Annotated in this window: 11 protein-coding genes; 3 read left to right on the forward strand and 8 right to left on the reverse strand. The window is 60.7% G+C overall.

Features of this window, described 5'->3' with window-relative positions; translation table 11 throughout:
• Positions 1 to 92: 92 nt before the first annotated feature.
• A complete protein-coding gene (locus ACFMO7_RS12045; RefSeq protein ID WP_376795784.1) occupies positions 93 to 1,085 on the reverse strand; it encodes an NAD(P)H-dependent flavin oxidoreductase in 993 nt (330 codons plus the stop codon).
• 410 nt (positions 1,086 to 1,495) lie between these two features.
• On the opposite strand from ACFMO7_RS12045, the gene ACFMO7_RS12050 reads away from it, so the two are divergent.
• Complete coding sequence (locus ACFMO7_RS12050; protein ID WP_376795724.1) at positions 1,496 to 3,139, forward strand: PLP-dependent aminotransferase family protein; 1,644 nt, start codon at positions 1,496 to 1,498, stop codon at positions 3,137 to 3,139.
• A gap of 609 nt (positions 3,140 to 3,748) precedes the next feature.
• Here ACFMO7_RS12050 and ACFMO7_RS12055 read toward each other — a convergent pair.
• The 7 genes from ACFMO7_RS12055 to ACFMO7_RS12085 all read right to left on the reverse strand — a co-directional run bounded on the left by ACFMO7_RS12055 (position 3,749) and on the right by ACFMO7_RS12085 (position 12,525).
• Positions 3,749 to 4,534, reverse strand: coding sequence for an enoyl-CoA hydratase-related protein (locus tag ACFMO7_RS12055; RefSeq protein ID WP_376795725.1), 786 nt, complete (start codon positions 4,532 to 4,534; stop codon positions 3,749 to 3,751).
• 33 nt (positions 4,535 to 4,567) lie between these two features.
• A complete protein-coding gene (locus tag ACFMO7_RS12060; protein WP_376795726.1) occupies positions 4,568 to 5,737 on the reverse strand; it encodes an acyl-CoA dehydrogenase family protein in 1,170 nt (389 codons plus the stop codon).
• A 121-nt stretch (positions 5,738 to 5,858) separates the two neighbouring features.
• Positions 5,859 to 7,208: a dihydrolipoamide acetyltransferase family protein gene (locus ACFMO7_RS12065; RefSeq protein ID WP_376795727.1), complete on the reverse strand. Its 1,350-nt coding sequence runs from the start codon at positions 7,206 to 7,208 to the stop codon at positions 5,859 to 5,861.
• Positions 7,209 to 7,342: 134 nt separating this feature from the next.
• The gene (locus ACFMO7_RS12070) at positions 7,343 to 8,320 is read right to left on the reverse strand and encodes an alpha-ketoacid dehydrogenase subunit beta (RefSeq protein ID WP_376795728.1); all 978 of its coding nucleotides are present in this window, start codon (positions 8,318 to 8,320) and stop codon (positions 7,343 to 7,345) included.
• Positions 8,321 to 8,355: 35 nt separating this feature from the next.
• A complete protein-coding gene (locus ACFMO7_RS12075) occupies positions 8,356 to 9,345 on the reverse strand; it encodes a thiamine pyrophosphate-dependent dehydrogenase E1 component subunit alpha (protein WP_376795729.1) in 990 nt (329 codons plus the stop codon).
• Between the two features lie 113 nt (positions 9,346 to 9,458).
• On the reverse strand, positions 9,459 to 10,835 hold the full coding sequence (locus tag ACFMO7_RS12080; protein WP_376795730.1) for an MmgE/PrpD family protein: 1,377 nt from the start codon (positions 10,833 to 10,835) through the stop codon (positions 9,459 to 9,461).
• A gap of 112 nt (positions 10,836 to 10,947) precedes the next feature.
• Positions 10,948 to 12,525 carry a long-chain fatty acid--CoA ligase gene (locus ACFMO7_RS12085; protein WP_376795731.1) on the reverse strand — a complete coding sequence of 526 codons (1,578 nt, stop codon included), beginning with the start codon at positions 12,523 to 12,525 and terminating at the stop codon, positions 10,948 to 10,950.
• A 632-nt stretch (positions 12,526 to 13,157) separates the two neighbouring features.
• Here ACFMO7_RS12085 and ACFMO7_RS12090 point away from each other — a divergent pair.
• Together ACFMO7_RS12090 and ACFMO7_RS12095 are read left to right on the forward strand one after the other, a co-directional pair.
• A complete protein-coding gene (locus ACFMO7_RS12090; RefSeq protein ID WP_376795732.1) occupies positions 13,158 to 13,379 on the forward strand; it encodes a hypothetical protein in 222 nt (73 codons plus the stop codon).
• A gap of 90 nt (positions 13,380 to 13,469) precedes the next feature.
• Positions 13,470 to 15,497 carry a hydantoinase/oxoprolinase family protein gene (locus tag ACFMO7_RS12095; protein WP_376795733.1) on the forward strand — a complete coding sequence of 676 codons (2,028 nt, stop codon included), beginning with the start codon at positions 13,470 to 13,472 and terminating at the stop codon, positions 15,495 to 15,497.
• The last annotated feature ends 33 nt before the right edge of the window (positions 15,498 to 15,530 follow it).

Here is a 15,530-nt window from a genome sequence, read left to right on the forward strand (position 1 = left end):
CGTCCCCCTGAGGTCCAAACCGAAAACGACCCAGGGCAGCCGCAACGGCTCTCGACACTCGCTCGTTTCCTGGTTTTCCTTTTCTGGCAGGATCAGTGGGGCGCGCTGAAGAGGCCTGGCAGGCGCTGACTGATCTGCCAGGCTTCCTGCACCATGCGCTCGATCAGTTCCTGTGCCGTTGGAATATCGTGAATCAGACCGACCACCTGCCCGGCCCAGACAAAGCCCTCGTCAATCACTCCCTCCAGCGCAGCTCGCTTGTTGACCGACCCGCTGATGAGCGGTAGCAGCCGGCGCAAGCGCTCCTCGGGAGTCGCCTGCTCACGCTCGAGAGCCTCTTCGACCTGGCGAATGCGCTCGGCGACCGGCCCTCTGAGAACACGCGCGGGGCGCCCAATGCTGCGCTCGATGATCGTGGTATCCGTCTCCTGGGCTTCAAGCAGGGCCTGCTGATAGCGCGGGTGAGCGTTGCTCTCGCGAACGGCCACAAAGCGCGTGCCCAGTTCCACCCCCTCGGCTCCCAGGGCCAGCGCTGCCGCCAGGCCGCGCCCATCGGCAATGCCGCCGCTGGCCAGGACCGGGATCTTGACAGCTTCGACGACGCGAGGCGTCAGCACGAGCGTGCCGACATCGTCGCGCCCGAGATGTCCCCCGCCTTCAAAGCCGACGGCGATAATGGCGTCCGCCCCCAGAGCCTCCGCTTTGCGCGCCGCGCGCACGCCCGCCACCAGGACCATCGTGCGCACTCTGACGCCGCTGGCCTGGATGCGCCTGAGCAGCGGCTCAGGGTTACCTCCAGTAATACTGATTACCGCCGGCTCCTCGCTGAGGGCCGCGTCGAGAAAAGGCTCAAGGGGAATGTGCCCTATGGGGAAGTTGACCCCGAAGGGCTGGGCCGTGAGGCGCTTGGCCTTCTGGATCTCGGCCCGCAATTCTTCAGGCGTGGCGAAACAGGCACAGCCGATCTGACCAAGACCGCCCGCGTTGGAGACCGCCGCCGCCAGTTCGGCAAAGGAGAGATGAGAGAGACCTCCCTGGACAATTGGATAGCGGATGTTGACTAGCTCGGTAAAGCGCGTCTGCATGCGCTCAGGTAGCGATGCCAAGTGCGTTCCCGCCTTTCGCCGACCGCGTTCGTTGAGCATGAGGTGGCAGGCTCCTCTTCGCTTCCTGCCTTCATTGGCCGGCAGAGGATATTATACCATCGCCCCCCGGCTCCCTCCCCCCAGCCTCTCCAGACAGCGAATGTATTAATTGTACTGACTACAGGCTCTTTCGCTTCCTATAAGCTTCTATTGGTTGTTTAATGATAGCCATCTACGAACAATCGATCCCTTGTGTAAGGGAGAGAGCAGCAAACTGCTGAATTGACAACGATTGTGGATTCGCATATACTAGGCTATACAATCCTTAAAGGCTCCAAATAGCGAAATGAACCCCATCTATAGCTTAGAGTATTTCCCATGAAGTAGCAGTTAGGATGAAGCCAGGGACAATGAGCATCACTTTTTCACTGGACAAGAGCACGCGCACTCTGCTCTATCAGCAGCTTGCCGAACAAATCAAGGGGGCGATTGTGCGAGGGGAGCTGACCGAGGGCATGCAGTTGCCGCCGGTGCGGCGGCTGGCGGCAGACCTGGGTGTCAGCACAACGACGGTTGCCCAGGCTTACGATCTTCTCGCCAGCGAGGGAGTCATTGGTGGTCATGTTGGGCGTGGCACCTATATCCTTTCTTCGCCCCTGACGGCCCTGGCGCGGGCCCGGGCGCCCTTTGGGGGCGATCCTCACGCGCAGGGAGGCAGTGTAGCTGGAGCCTTTCAGCGCCAGCGGCAGGACTGGGCGGCGAGCTGGCTCGGAGGGCTGGCTCTACAGACCAGTCGCGCGGGCCAACTGCAGTGGCTGACACAGCGCGCCCTCGAACGGTGGGGCGATCCGGCTACGATGATCAATCTAAGCAGCGGCTACCCTGACGTCAGCCTTTTTCCAATCGAGCGCTGGGAGCGTTCGATGGCGCGAGCGGGGCAGCTTCTGGCCGAGGAGGTCAGGCGAGCCTCCGGCTTGCAGGTGCTACAGTATGGCTCGACGCTGGGCGACGAGGCTCTGCGCAGTTATCTGTGCCAGTATTTCACGCGCTTCGGCTTTCACCCTGAGCCGCAGGAGATTCTGCTGACCAGCGGCAATCAGCAGGGGCTGGACCTGGTGGCTCGTGTTTTGCTGACGCCGGGCGAGTCGGTCTTTATCGAGGAGCCAGCCTATCTGGCGGCACTGGATATTTTTGAGCAGCAGCGGATAGCCTGCCAGCCGATCCCGATCGATGAAGAGGGGCTGCGCCTCGATCTTCTGGAGCAAGCTCTGGAGGCCCCTGCGGTCCGTCCCCGCCTGCTCTGCGTGGTACCAACGGCCCATTCGCCCACCGGCGTTACGCTCTCGCGCGAGCGCCGTCAGCGGCTGGTCGAACTGGCCAGCCGCTACAATCTATTGATCGTCGAGGACGACTATTGCAGCGAGCTGTTCTACTCCGAGGCCGGGTGTGAGCCTCCTCCGGCTCTGCGCAGCTTTGATCGCGAGGGGCGTGTGATCTACCTCAAGAGTTTCAACAAGCTAATCTTTCCAACCCTCCGTTTCGGCTGCATTGTGGCCGCCCCCCCCATCCTGGCGCGCCTGGTCGAGGGCCAGCAGGCTTTCGCGCGTGGGGCTTCGCTGCCGCTGGCACGGGCCTTACTGGAGCACCTGAGCGATTCCGCTTTCGAGGAGGAGCTTTGTTGTTGCCGCCAGGAGTATCGGCGTCGGCGCGACGTCCTGCTGAACCTGCTGGAGGAGGAGCTAGCCGGGCTTGACTGCCGCTGGACGATCCCGACGGCAGGCTTCAATCTCCTGCTGTGGCTGCCACCACACTTGCAGGAGTATGAGGTGATAGAGAAGGCAGCTGACCGCGGCCTTTTGCTGGCTCCGGGCCAGCTTTTCCGCGCGGAGAGCAGTCAGCAGCAGTGCCCAAGTGTGCGTTTGACCTTTGCCGATAAGTCGCCTGAGCAGCTGCGCGAGGGGATCAAGCGCCTGTCGTCGACGCTGCGCGCGCTGCTCTATGGGAGCAATGCCGGCCAGAGCCAGGCTTCGCCCGACCTGTTCACGGCAGTCTGAGGTACCCCGGCTCGCCTATGTGGCATGGCTCGTTCGACGTGCCCCTGATGACTCCCTCAGCTCCCAGCTTCCTGACTGGGGAGGGTAGTCCTGCCAGAGTCAACAGGCCATTTCTTCCCTGTTCGCCCAGGCAGTCCCTCCCCAGGCCAGGACCAACCCGGCCGAGCGCCAAAGCCACTTTGGCCCTTTACGCCAGCATCATAATTGCTACCGCTCCCCGCCTTCAGCCAGCTCCGGCTGCTTAGAGGCCGCAACCCACATCCAGGCCATGATAGGCAAGCAGAGAAGGACGATATCATCCCTAAGCCAGCAAGCGAGGACGAAACCGGTCAGCAGTTCCGGGGTCAGGAAGGGAGCGCATGGGAAGAAAGCGCCATACAAGGAGGCTCTCAGAGAACCGCGGACAAGCGCAACGGAGAGACTCAGCCCCGGAATCGGCCTGGTCTGCCCGGCAGGAGATAGCTCAGAAATAGGATGAGGCTGGACCACGAGAGCACAGGCAGAAGAAAGAGAACGAAGGTCCGCAGGCGCGACCTGTCTCGCCTTTACAGGCAGAGGGCGGTGACCTTCGTTCTTCCCTTCCTGGATGTTCCGCCCAACGGTTATCGGTTACTCCCCGGTGAAGTGAGGAGGGCGTTTCTCGACAAAGGCGCGTGTCCCCTCTTGACGGTCATGAGTGCCAAAGAGCACGAGCCAGGCTTCTGCCTCTATGACCAGGCCCTGGTCCAAGGAGGTCTGCAGTCCCTGATTGATGGCTCGCTTGGCCTGCTGCACAGCAATCGGGCTGTTGCGCACAATGCTGTGCGCCAACTCGTGGGCCTCGCTCAGCAGGCGCGCGCGAGGCACGACGCGATTGACCAGACCGAGCTGGAGCGCCTCCGTCGCCCTCAGACGACGTCCCGTGAAAATAAGCTCTTTAGCCAATCCCGGCCCCAGCAGGCGCGCTAGACGCTGGGTCCCCCCCCAGCCGGGCAGCAGACCAAGCGAGGTTTCCGGCAGGCCAAGCTGAGCCTCTTCTACAGCCAGACGGATATCGCAGGCCAGGGCCAACTCCAGGCCTCCTCCAAGGGCATAGCCATTAATAGCTGCAATGCTCACTTTGCTGCTGCGCTCAAGTTTCAACAGCACCTCCTGTCCCTCATAGACGAAGCGCCGCGCTTCTGAAAGGCTCATAGCCGCCATATAGGCCACATCTCCCCCAGCCACAAAGGCCCTTTCTCCCGCGCCAGTCAGAATGACAACCAGCAGCTCACGGTCCCGCTCTAACTCATCTACTAGTTGACGTAGCTCGTCGAGGACAGTCCGGTCAATAGCGTTGAGCTGGTCCGGTCGCGCAACGGTTACCTGAGCCACTTGCCGGTGAGGACGCTCAATCCGCAGGTAACGATAACTCATCTCTCGCCTCCTCGCTTTACGCTGACCAACCGCTTAGTAGGAGCGCGGCAGCCCAAGTACGTGCTGAGCAATATAGTTGAGAACCATCTCCTGACTGATTGGCGCCAGGCGGAACAGCCGGACATCGCGCCAGAGCCGTTCAATATGGTACTCCGTCGAAAAGCCATAGCCACCCAGGGTCTGCATGGCTTGATCACAGGCATTAAAGGCAGCCTCTGCCGCTACCATCTTAGCCATATTGGCTTCCGCCGCGCAGGGCAGATGATGATCAAGCAGCCAGGCAGCTTTGTAGTTCATGAGGCGAGCCATCTCAATCTCGGCCTTTAGGCGCGCCAGCGGAAACTGAATAGCCTGGTGGCGGCCAATTTTCTGACCGAAGACGACGCGCGCATTGGCATAATCGACCGCTAGCTTGATGGCCAGATCTCCGGCCCCCACGCAACCCGCCGTTGTGACAATACGCTCGCTGTTCAAAGTATCTACCAGGTATCTCCAGCCCTCGCCCTCCTCGCCAACGAGAGCTGTCCTGGGCACGACCAGCTCGTCGATAAAGACCATGCTCGAGGTCACACAGTGCGTTCCGACCTTCTCCAGGGGCAGATAGCTGATGCCTGGTGCTCGCGGATCAACCAAGAAGAGACTGAGGCCAAAGGTACGACGAGGTGCCTCCTCCAGGGGCGTGGTACGTGCCACGAGTAGCATGCCACCAGCTCGATCGACTCCCGAGATCCACACTTTCTGGCCGCTGATAATGTAGTCATCGCCACGACGGCGCGCCAGGGTCTTGGTGGCCAGGGTATCGCTGCCAGCATCCGGCTCGGTGAGGGCCATACTGAAATCGAACTCGCCACGAGCCAGCGCAGGCAGGTAGCGTTCGCGTTGCTCCTCAGAGCCGTGCCGTAGAATGGTGAGGGCCCCAAAGACCGGTGTCATCATAAACAATTGGGCGATGGTGGCTCCTGCCCCACTAGCGGCCATCTCCTCTACCACAATCGCCATCTCTAGCAATCCCATGCCAGCCCCCCCATAGCGCTCGGGGATGATCGTTCCCAACCAGCCAGCCTGAGCCAGCTCCCTCCATAGCTCCTCGGGAAAGGCATGCTGGCGATCTTTTTCACGCCAGTACTCCAGGCCATAGCGGCTGGCGAGCTGCCGTATACTCTCACGAATGAGGGCATGCTCCTCTGAGGTCTGAAAATCCATCGTTGTTCTCCCTGCACAAGATAGGATGGACCAAGGCGTGCGGTTCGCTCTCGCAGGTCTTGGCTGCCTGCCTGGGGGAAACATCCACGATAGAAGACGCTTCTGCAGTAGAACAGTACTCTCAATGGGTCGAGAGGAGAAGCGTTCCAGGATGTTCCAGCAGGTACTTGACATGGGCCAGGAACCGCGCCGCAGGCTCTCCGTCGATCAGGCGATGATCAAAGGTCAAGCTCAGCCCCAAGCGACTGTAACGTTGGAAGCCCTCGGCGCTGGGACGAATCTGCTCACAGATGCGCCCTATACCCAAAACGGCACCTTGCTCCCTGGGCAGGATGGGAGTGAAGTAGTCGACTCCTTGTGCTCCCAGGTTGGTGATCGTAAAGGTCGCTCCCGCGAGCGCATCGGGTGACAGCCGACCACTGCGGGCCTGCTCGACCAGAGCCTGGAGCTCCCTGCTGATCTCAGCCAGACTCTTGCGATCAGCTCCCCGGATCACTGGCACAAGCAAGCCATTCTCAAGCGCAGTTGCGACCCCAATGTTGATCTCGCGATAGAGGCGAATCTCATCTCCTACAAGAGCGGCATTGAGCAGGCGATGCTCACGCAAGGCAAGAGCGACAATCTTGATTAGCAGATGGGTTAGCGTGATTCCTGACTCCCCATGGCGCTGCTGTTCCTGCTGCAGCTCTGCTCTCAGCTGGAGGGTCGAGGTGACATCAGCCTCCATCATCAGGGTTAGCTGGGCTGTCCCTTGCAGACTGCCCAGCATATGCTCAGCAATGCGCCGACGCATGGGGGTCAACGGCTCACTGTCGTAGGAGGGCAACTGCCTTTGCCCCTCTCCGTCTGATCGCAGCGGCTCGTCGCCGTGAGATGAGATGGTAGTCGCAGGGGCTACGGCTATGCCGCTTGCTGAGATTGCCGACGCTTGCTGGCCTCTCTCTTCACGGAGCTGCTGCCAGGCCTGCAGAACATCGGCTTTGTGAATACGTCCCCGGGGGCCGCTGCCCCGGATACGCTCCAAGGGTACGCCCAGGTCCTGGGCCATGCGCAAGGCCACAGGCGAGATCTCACGCCTCTCTCGCCCGCCCCCAGGACCAGCCACCTGGCCTGGAGCAGCGATCGACCTACCTGCCGGCCGCTGTTCTCTCTCCCCCCGCGCCTGCTCTTGAGCCTGAATCATTGGCCCATCCGCCGCCGCAACTAGCGCTTCCCGCTGGGCCAGAATGCGCGCAATGACGGCGCCGACAGAGACCGTGGCCCCCTCGGGCTGCAGGATCTGCAGATAGCCGCTACTGGGGGCCGCAACTTCATGGGTGATTTTCTCAGTCTCGATGGTACAGATCACCTCGCCAGCCGTGACCGGCTCCCCCTGATGCCTGGCCCACTGGACAATAGTTCCCTCTTGCATGGTCAGACCCAGACGAGGCATGATCACCTCGACCTGTGCCCCCGCACTCGCCTCACTCATAGCTGCTCCCCAAAGTGTTCGCTTGGCCACATGATCAACCGTCAGACCAGATAGAACCAATGGTTGGCACTACGTGTTGTCCCAAGGCCCTGCCCCCACTGTGCTCAGGGAGACAGGCGCCCCTCTTTCCCCTCTCAAGGCGCAAGAACCCGCTCTACAGCAGCGATAATGGCCGTCCGATCGGGCACAACCGCCTGCTCTAGTGGAGGGGAGAAAGGGATCGGGGCAAATGCTGCGCCAACACGTGTAATAGGCGCATCGAGCATGTAAAAGGCATCCTCGCCGAGAGCGGCCGCCAGTTCGGCTCCTATTCCTCCAAAGCGCGCAGCACTATGGGCAATCACCAAGCGGTTGGTCTTCGCCAGTGAGGCCCGCACGGTCTGCAGATCGAGCGGGTTGACGCTGCGTAAATCTATGACTTCGCAGAAGATACCTCGCTCGGCCAGGGTTGCTGCCGCCGCCAGGGCCTCACGCACCATGACCCCTACACTGGCAATAGTCACGTCCTGGCCCTCACGTTTGATTGCAGCCTGTTCCAGCGGCAGGACATAATCTTCGTCCGGTACCTCTTCGGCCAGGGCATAGAGAGTTCGGTTCTCGACAACAATCACCGGGTTGTCATCGCGGATGGCAGCTTTGAGCAGGCCCTTGGCCTCATACGGACTAGAAGGCATAACGACCTTGAGGCCGGGGACATGGGCCAGCCACGCCTCCAGACTCTGGGCATGTTGCGGACCAGCGCTATCGCGGTAGCCGGTCTGGGTACGCACAACCAGCGGCAGCTTGGCCTGGCCTCCAGTCATATAGCGCATCTTGGCGGCCTGATTAACGAGCTGATCCATGACCAACGCCAGGAAGTCCATGAACATGATTTCAACGACCGGGCGTAGGCCAAGCGTGGCCGCCCCAATGGCCAGGCCCACGACAGCCGCTTCGCTGATAGGCGTGTCACGGACACGTTGCGGACCAAAGCGTTCCAGGAGGCCGCGCGTGGCCCCAAAGGGGCCGCCAGGCGCTCCGACATCGACCCCGAGCAGACAAACTGCCGGATCGCGCTCCATCTCCTCGCATAGAGCCTCATTGATCGCACGCACATAGCGTTTTTCCGCCACAGCAAGTGCTCCTTCGCTATCCCCAGGTCTTCAGATCAGTCTGACTCCAACGGCTGATAGAGCACATCCTCCAACGCCGAAGCGGGATCAGGAAAGGCCGCCTCTTGAGCATAAGCGATGGCCTCAGCCACCGCTTCACGGGCCTGCGCCTCCAGTGCTGCTTCTTCTGCCTCACTTAACAGGCCCTCGCGCAGAAGGCGCTCGGCAAAGAGGCGCAGAGGATCATGGGCCATAGCCTCCTGCAGCTCTGCTGGCAGCCGATAGCGCTGCGGGTCGCCTTCGTAGTGTCCACGCAGACGCCAGGTCAGGCACTCCACCAGAGCCGGCCCCTCGCCAGCTCGAACCCGGAGCAACGCTTCGCGGACCACAGCGCGCACGGCGAGCGGGTCCTGTCCATCTACACGCCAGGCCGGCAGCCGGTAGGCAGCGGCGCGCTCCGCTACGCTCTCGACAGCCGCATGCACGCTCAAGGGAGTAAACTCGGCATAGCCGTTATTCTCACAGAGTAAGAGCAACGGCAGACGCCAGAGAGAAGCGATATTGGCCGTCTCGTGAAAGAGGCCGGTGTTGACGGCTCCATCGCCGAAGACCGCCACTGCCACTTGCCGCCGTCCTTGCAGTTGCAAGGCCCAGGCCGCTCCCGCCGCATGAGGGAGGCCCGCTCCTACCACGCCATTAGCCCCCAGCACGCCCACCTCAAAGGCAGCAATATGCATGGAGCCGCCCCGACCTCGGCAATAGCCAGCGCCCTTGCCGAAGATTTCCGCCGCAACCCGCTTCAGGTCAGCCCCCTTGGCGAGGACATGGCCATGCCCTCGATGCGTCACATAAAGATAGTCATCGCGTTCCAAAGCGCTGGCCAGCCCCGCCGCCACAGCCTCTTGACCAATAGAGAGATGAATAAAGCCAGGGATATGCCTGGCGGCAAAGTGATCGCGCACCGCCTCCTCGAAGGCCCGAATTAACTGCATCGTTGCCAGCAAGCGGCACGCCAGTGCCCTATCGATGTCCTCAGCGGGCGGCACACCTAGCCTCCTCTCCAAACAAGATCAATTTCAGGTACCGGGTGGACGGACAGCGGCGGCGGATAGCTGCTTTCACCTGCCTCCAGCCCTGACCGTCCACCTAGCGAGCAACCCTAGCTGCCCACAGAACTGGGAGCGGGTGCAGCCAGAAGGCGTGTCAGTTCATGTACATCCTGGCAGTGCTCTAGCCCTCGAATCAGCTCGACCAGGCGCTGAGTCGCTTCAGGCGTCAGGGGCAGATCGGGCTGCAGTTCCCTGACCAATTCCAACTCGCGAGCAAAGTCCCAGGCATAGTAGCTGGCATCGATGAGCAGCTCTTGCCGCAGCGTGCGTCCATCGACGAGATGAACTGTCAGGCGCAGCGAAAGCGGCGGCAGCTCCTGGTGTGCACGCATCTCCAGCTTACCAATCAAGGCACGAGTGGCGGCGTCCTCAAACTGAGTGAGGGAGGAGAACGAGAACGAGCGATGAGCCAGCGCCCAGGCCACACAGAAAGGTGCGCTCATCTGCGTCTGCTCTACCGTAGTAAATGGGCCGGTATAGGCCATGCCCGGATAATTGGCCTCGTAGGGGTTCATCTCCAGCTCGATGCGCTCGATTTCCTCCAGGCGAGGCCCGTGAGCCTGGGCCAGAGCCAAGGCCGCGGTAATCGGACTTTGGTTAAAGGCGCAGACCGGATAGGGCTTGAAGGTCACATTGAGGATTTCCCAGGCACGCCCCAGGTGGCTCACCACCCTCTCGAGGCCATCCCGCGTGCCGGCAAAGGCCTGGTAGAAGCCCGCTGGTCCCTCCAAGGCAATAGCCGAGGCCCGCGCCCCCTCACGCGCAAGCAAGGCAGCCAGCAAGCCATTGCGAGCCGCAACCCCGTTCTCAAAGTGCCATTCCATGCTCCCCGAGGCAAACGACTGCGTTGTGCCTCCAGCAAAAGCAGAGGCAAAGCCCAAAGCTGCCGCTAGCCGCTCCTCACTCAGATCCAGAGCCTTGCCCGCTGCCGCAGCGGCTCCCAAGACTCCGTAGATAGCACTGGCCCGGAAGCCACGCGGGGTCGTCAGAGCGGTGAAATCTCGACTGACTGCGGCCAATACCTCGTAGCCAGCTACCAGAGCCGTCAGAAAGGCCCGACCATCTAATGTGCGTAGCTCGCTTGCCGCCAAGAGAGCGGGGATAATCATTGTGCCCGGGTGAGCCGTTCCATGGGTGTCCTCCTGCACCCGCCCATGCAGGATAACTCCGTTGGCGAAGGCCGCCCCGGCCAGGCTCGCACGCAAGGTCGAACCAATTACGGGGGCACTCACCTCACTGGTCCCAGGTTCAGCCAGTCCTACCAGGCGGCGAGCAATGTGGGCATACTCAAGCTCCGAGCCGGCCAGGCCCACCGCCAGACCATGCAGCAAACAGGTTTTGGCCTTATCAACAACCTGGGCGGGCAAGGTTTCATAGCTCAGGCCGGCCACGAACCGCGCAAGCTCTGCGCTCAGCGTTCTGTCCATTGAAGCCTCCTTATACTTCACTCGCCCGAGCGTGGGCAGTCAAGTTCAGATCAGCAGGCAAATCAGGTTGGTAAGCGGCATGCCCTGACCGACTCAGACGAACGAACCGTTTCTAGCTGACCGATTGGCTGGAACTGGTCCCCTTAGCCAGAGCCGCCAGGTCCTCAGCGACGCGCAGGCGCAGCTCGCGCTTGAGGACCTTACCCGAGGGATTGCGGGGCAGCGCTTCGATGAAGAAGATGTGGTGGGGGACCTTAAAACGAGCCAGCTTGGCCTGACAGGAGGCCCGCAGCTCGTCGGAGGTTACCACCTGGCCTGGCTTCACTACCACATAGGCTACCGGCACCTCTCCCCAGCGAGGGTGCGGCATGCCCACTACCGCCGCCTCCAACACGCGTGGGTCCTCGTAGAGGACGCGCTCCACTTCGAGCGAGGCAATATTCTCGCCGCCACTGATGATCATGTCCTTCTTACGATCGACAATGTAAAGATAGCCCTCTTCGTCGAGATAGCCGATATCCCCAGTATGGAACCAGCCGTTGCGCAGCGCCGTCGCCGTCGCCTCGGGGTCCTTCCAGTAACCTTTGAAGACCTTGGGACCGCGCAGAACAATCTCGCCAGGCTGTCGCGGCGGCAATGGCTGATCATTTTCATCGACAATACGCAGATCCAGGTGGAGGCAGGGTTTGCCGACCGAGCCAATCTTTTCAATGGTCTTGGCCTTGTCAAGATAGGTATCGCCTGAGACCGTCTCGGTCAGGCCATAGGCATCAGCAAACCAGGCATGAGGGAAGAGGGAGAGCAGCTTTTGAATGAGAGGGATGGGCATCTTCTCGCCGCCATCGATAATGAAGCGGACCGAACTGAGATCATAGCCCCAGATCCCTTCAGCCTGCAGCAGCATGTTGATCATCGAAGGCGGCAGCCACATATTGGTCACACGCTCGCGCTGGACCGTCTCCAGCAAGACCAGCGGCTCGAACTTGCGCAGAATGACCACGCTTCCCCCCGCGTAGAGAACCGAGGAGGCTGGCAGATCCAGCCCACCCACGTGATAGAGTGGCCCAACGATCAGAGTGCGATCTGCCGCCGTGATGCCAAAGAGCGTGATCTGAGCAATATTTTTCCAGTAAAGGTTACCATAGGAGATCATGACGCCCTTGGGATAGGCCGTCGTTCCAGAGGTATACATGAGACGGTGCAGGTCATCACTGCCAACCTCCACCGCCGGCACCCGTCGCCCCCAGTGGGCCGCAAGTAATTCATCATAAACCAGCCACCCCTCCGGCACATCGGCTCCCACGCCAACTACATGACTCAGACCTGGACAGCGGCCACGAACCGCCTCAACGACAGGAGCGAACTCGCGCTCGCTGATGAGCAGCTTGGTCTCGCTATGGTTGAGAATATAGACCAGCTCCTCGCCAACAAGCCGCCAGTTGACGGGCAAGGCTACTGCGCCAAGCCGATTCACGGCAATGATGGTCTCCAGGAACTCAGGACAGTTCTTGAGGAGAATAGCGACGATATCTCCAGCCGCCAGACCTTGCTCTTTGAGGGCAGAGGCAAGCGCCTCACAGCGAGCATGCAGTTGACTATAGGAGAGTCGCCTTCCCTCGTAAATAATGGCCTCTCGCTCAGGGCAGCGTTCCGCATAGTGCTCAATGACACTGCTGAAGTTGAAGGTCATGACGCGCTCCTTTGCCAGCTCGCCAGGCCACAGCTAACCAGGCAGATCGCTCCTTTGCTTGCTGAAGACCTGGCCACACGCCTTCCTTCCAGGATATAAGACAAGAGAGAGGAGAGGAGGAGCCACCTGGCACGCAGTGGCATTACCCACCAACCAGTGCCAGTCTGCAGATAGGCCCAGGTCTAGTCCCCCCTCGTCGCGTCCATGCGCCCGCCAAGGGATTCCTCCCCCTTCATCGCGCCGCTTACCGACCGACCAATCGGTCTGTTTGGCGGAAGTATAACATAGCCTGCAATCTGGCGTCAAGGGTCAGTGTAACCAGTTCGGGGTCAGCATCGTCTGAAACTAGATCTTATGCGGTGGCATAATTTCACTAAATTCCAACAAACAACGACTGGCAGGGTTGCTATCATCAATAGACCCTTGACGGCGGCACTTCGTCTATGCTATACTCTCAACCGACTGGTCGGTCGCATAGTGGCGATGCGTCCATAGCAGAGGCTCTTCCCAGGCGCTGTCAGACCCATTCGGGCCTTGCTCCGCCTGGTGAGGGAGAGAGCTTCTAGCCTGGTCTTGTCCGGCCTGGCTCGCACAGAGACGACGTGCGGCCTTCGTTCCAAGGAGGTCTGAGTATGAGCGTCTACCCACGATCCAGTGAGCCTTTCCTCTTTGTCCACAAGGAGTCTGTCCAGGGCCAGTGCCCTGAGTGTGGCAGCCAGCACCTGCAACGTTACCCTGTGCTAAGCGAGGGCGGCTGGTGGCTTGTCACGAAATGCCAGGACTGCCTCTACAGCCTTCAACGCGAGCGCTGGGGCCGCCTCGGCTCCATTCAGCTTCTCTCCGAGACACTCTAGCCGAGCCTGGGAAGAGTGTTATCGTTGCACCCTGACCTTCACTGATAGTAGAGGCACCTCGTGTAAGTATTTCTCCTGAGGAGTCTTCCTATGCTTGCAGTCGATGTTGGCGGCACGTTCACCGACGTCGTGGCCCTCGATGATCATTCGATCAAGGTGACCAAGGTCCCTACCAATGCCCTGGAGACGGAGCGCTCGGTGATTGAAGGCGCACGCTTGCTCGATGTCGCCAGCAAACCGATCTTCAACCATGCCAGCACCGTTGGCCTCAACGCCATTATTACGCGCCGTCTGCCCAAGGTAGCCTTTTTAACGACACTCGGACATCGGGACATCCTGGACATGGGGCGAACATGGCGCCCGCTCGACGCTTTGACTGATCCTGGCTGGCGTCGCCCCTTCGGCGATGCTGCCGCTCCTCTGGTTCCTCGCTATCTGCGCCGCGGCATTAGCGAACGTATCACTGCCGATGGCAGCGTCTTGATGCCCCTCGATGAGGCTCAGGCTCGCGAGCAACTGGCCATCCTTAGAAAGTGTCATGTCCAGGGAGTGGCTATCTGCCTGCTCAATGCCTATCTGAATCCGCAGCACGAAATCCGCCTGCGTGAGCTTGTGCGTGAGGAGCTTGGTGATATTCCCTGCTCGATCTCTTCAGAGGTCTCTCCCCTGGCCAAGGAGTACGCGCGCGCCTCAACGACCCTGATTGATGTGCTGATGAAGATCATTTTCTCCCAGTACTCGCACAATTTGCTCTCGGGGCTGCGTGAGGCCGGCTTCATAGGCCAGGTCAATTTTGCCGACTGTGCCGCTATGCTGCGTCCTGCCGAGATCGCTATGGAGCAGCCTTTCCGCATCGTCTTCGCCGGGCCTGCCGCAGGGGCGGTCTCCAGTGCCCACTTTGGACGCCTGATCGGCGAAGGGAATCTGATCTGTTGCGACATCGGGGGCACATCCTGCGATATCAGCGTGGTAACAGGCGGCCAACCGGTGGTGAATGAGACCTTCGAACTGGAGCACGATCTGCTGGTCAATGCCCTCTCGATCGAGATCGCCAGCATTGGGGCCGGCGGTGGCAGCATTGTATCAATCGCTGCGTCCGGTGAAATGCAGGTCGGGCCGGAGAGCGCAGGGGCCGATCCCGGTCCTGCCTGCTATGGCAAGGGAGGTATGGCTCCAACTTTGACCGATACCTGCCTGCTGATCGGCCTCCTTGACCCTGAGCGCTTCCTCGGCGGCCAGATGCATCTCAATGTGGAGCTGGCGCGCGCCGCTTTCGAGCGCCTGCCTACCGCGCTGAGCCTGGAGAAGCGCATCGAGTACGCCTACAAGATCGGCCTGAATAATATCGCTGAGGGCCTGCTGGATATCACGATTAAGCAAGGCGTCGATCCACGTGATTATAGTTTGATCGCCTATGGAGCCGCTGGCCCGCTCTTTCTCCCTGCGATCCTGGAGCAGATCAAGGCCAAACGGGTGATTGTGCCTCCCTACCCCGGTTTCTTCTCGGCCCTCGGCCTGCTCAGCTCTGATCTGGTCTACTCCGATAGCCGGAGTGCCTATATGGTTTTAACGCCGGAGGCCGCTCCGACGATCGCCCAGATCTACCGTACTATGGAGGAAAAGCTGCTAGCACGTATCCCCGGGGAAAAGAGCCAGGTGCAGATACTGCGCAGCTTCGACGGACGCCTGCTCGGTCAGACCTGGGAGACACCTTTTGTGGAGGTGCCCGCTGGCGAGATCAGCGCCGAAACGATCGCGACAATGGTCGAGAATTTTCATCGGGTCTATGAGCGGCGCTCGGGCAATCGCTTCGAGGCAATCCCGGTGCAGAGTGTCACCTATCGCGTGCAAGTGGTGGTGCCCTCTCAGAAGGTGGAATATCCCTTCCTGGGAGAGGGCCAGCCGCATGAGGCGACCCCCGAGCGCTGGACCACGCTGCGCTACCTCAGCGAGGGCGAGCTGCGGGTCGCGGAGTACGAGCGCGTACACCTGCGCAGCGGAGCCATTGTGCGTGGCCCGGCGATTATCCGCGAGCCGACTTCGACAATCCATGTGATCGCTGGCCAGGTGGCTCGTGTCGGCTCGTGGGGAGAGATCGTTATCGAGCCAGCCGTTTAGCTGACTCCGTTCTCCTTATCCAGCGCGGGCAGG

It is taken from the genome of Thermogemmatispora sp. (assembly GCF_042408735.1).
Taxonomy (GTDB): domain Bacteria; phylum Chloroflexota; class Ktedonobacteria; order Ktedonobacterales; family Ktedonobacteraceae; genus Thermogemmatispora.

What these genes read in the sequence shown, in the direction of transcription:
- ACFMO7_RS12045 (WP_376795784.1), bottom strand. Translation starts at nt 1,085, where the DNA reads ATGCAGACGCGCTTTACCGAGCTAGTCAACATCCGCTATCCAATTGTC.
- ACFMO7_RS12050 (WP_376795724.1), top strand. Translation starts at nt 1,496, where the DNA reads ATGAGCATCACTTTTTCACTGGACAAGAGCACGCGCACTCTGCTCTAT.
- ACFMO7_RS12055 (WP_376795725.1), bottom strand. Translation starts at nt 4,534, where the DNA reads ATGAGTTATCGTTACCTGCGGATTGAGCGTCCTCACCGGCAAGTGGCT.
- ACFMO7_RS12060 (WP_376795726.1), bottom strand. Translation starts at nt 5,737, where the DNA reads ATGGATTTTCAGACCTCAGAGGAGCATGCCCTCATTCGTGAGAGTATA.
- ACFMO7_RS12065 (WP_376795727.1), bottom strand. Translation starts at nt 7,208, where the DNA reads ATGAGTGAGGCGAGTGCGGGGGCACAGGTCGAGGTGATCATGCCTCGT.
- ACFMO7_RS12080 (WP_376795730.1), bottom strand. Translation starts at nt 10,835, where the DNA reads ATGGACAGAACGCTGAGCGCAGAGCTTGCGCGGTTCGTGGCCGGCCTG.
- ACFMO7_RS12085 (WP_376795731.1), bottom strand. Translation starts at nt 12,525, where the DNA reads ATGACCTTCAACTTCAGCAGTGTCATTGAGCACTATGCGGAACGCTGC.
- ACFMO7_RS12090 (WP_376795732.1), top strand. Translation starts at nt 13,158, where the DNA reads ATGAGCGTCTACCCACGATCCAGTGAGCCTTTCCTCTTTGTCCACAAG.
- ACFMO7_RS12095 (WP_376795733.1), top strand. Translation starts at nt 13,470, where the DNA reads ATGCTTGCAGTCGATGTTGGCGGCACGTTCACCGACGTCGTGGCCCTC.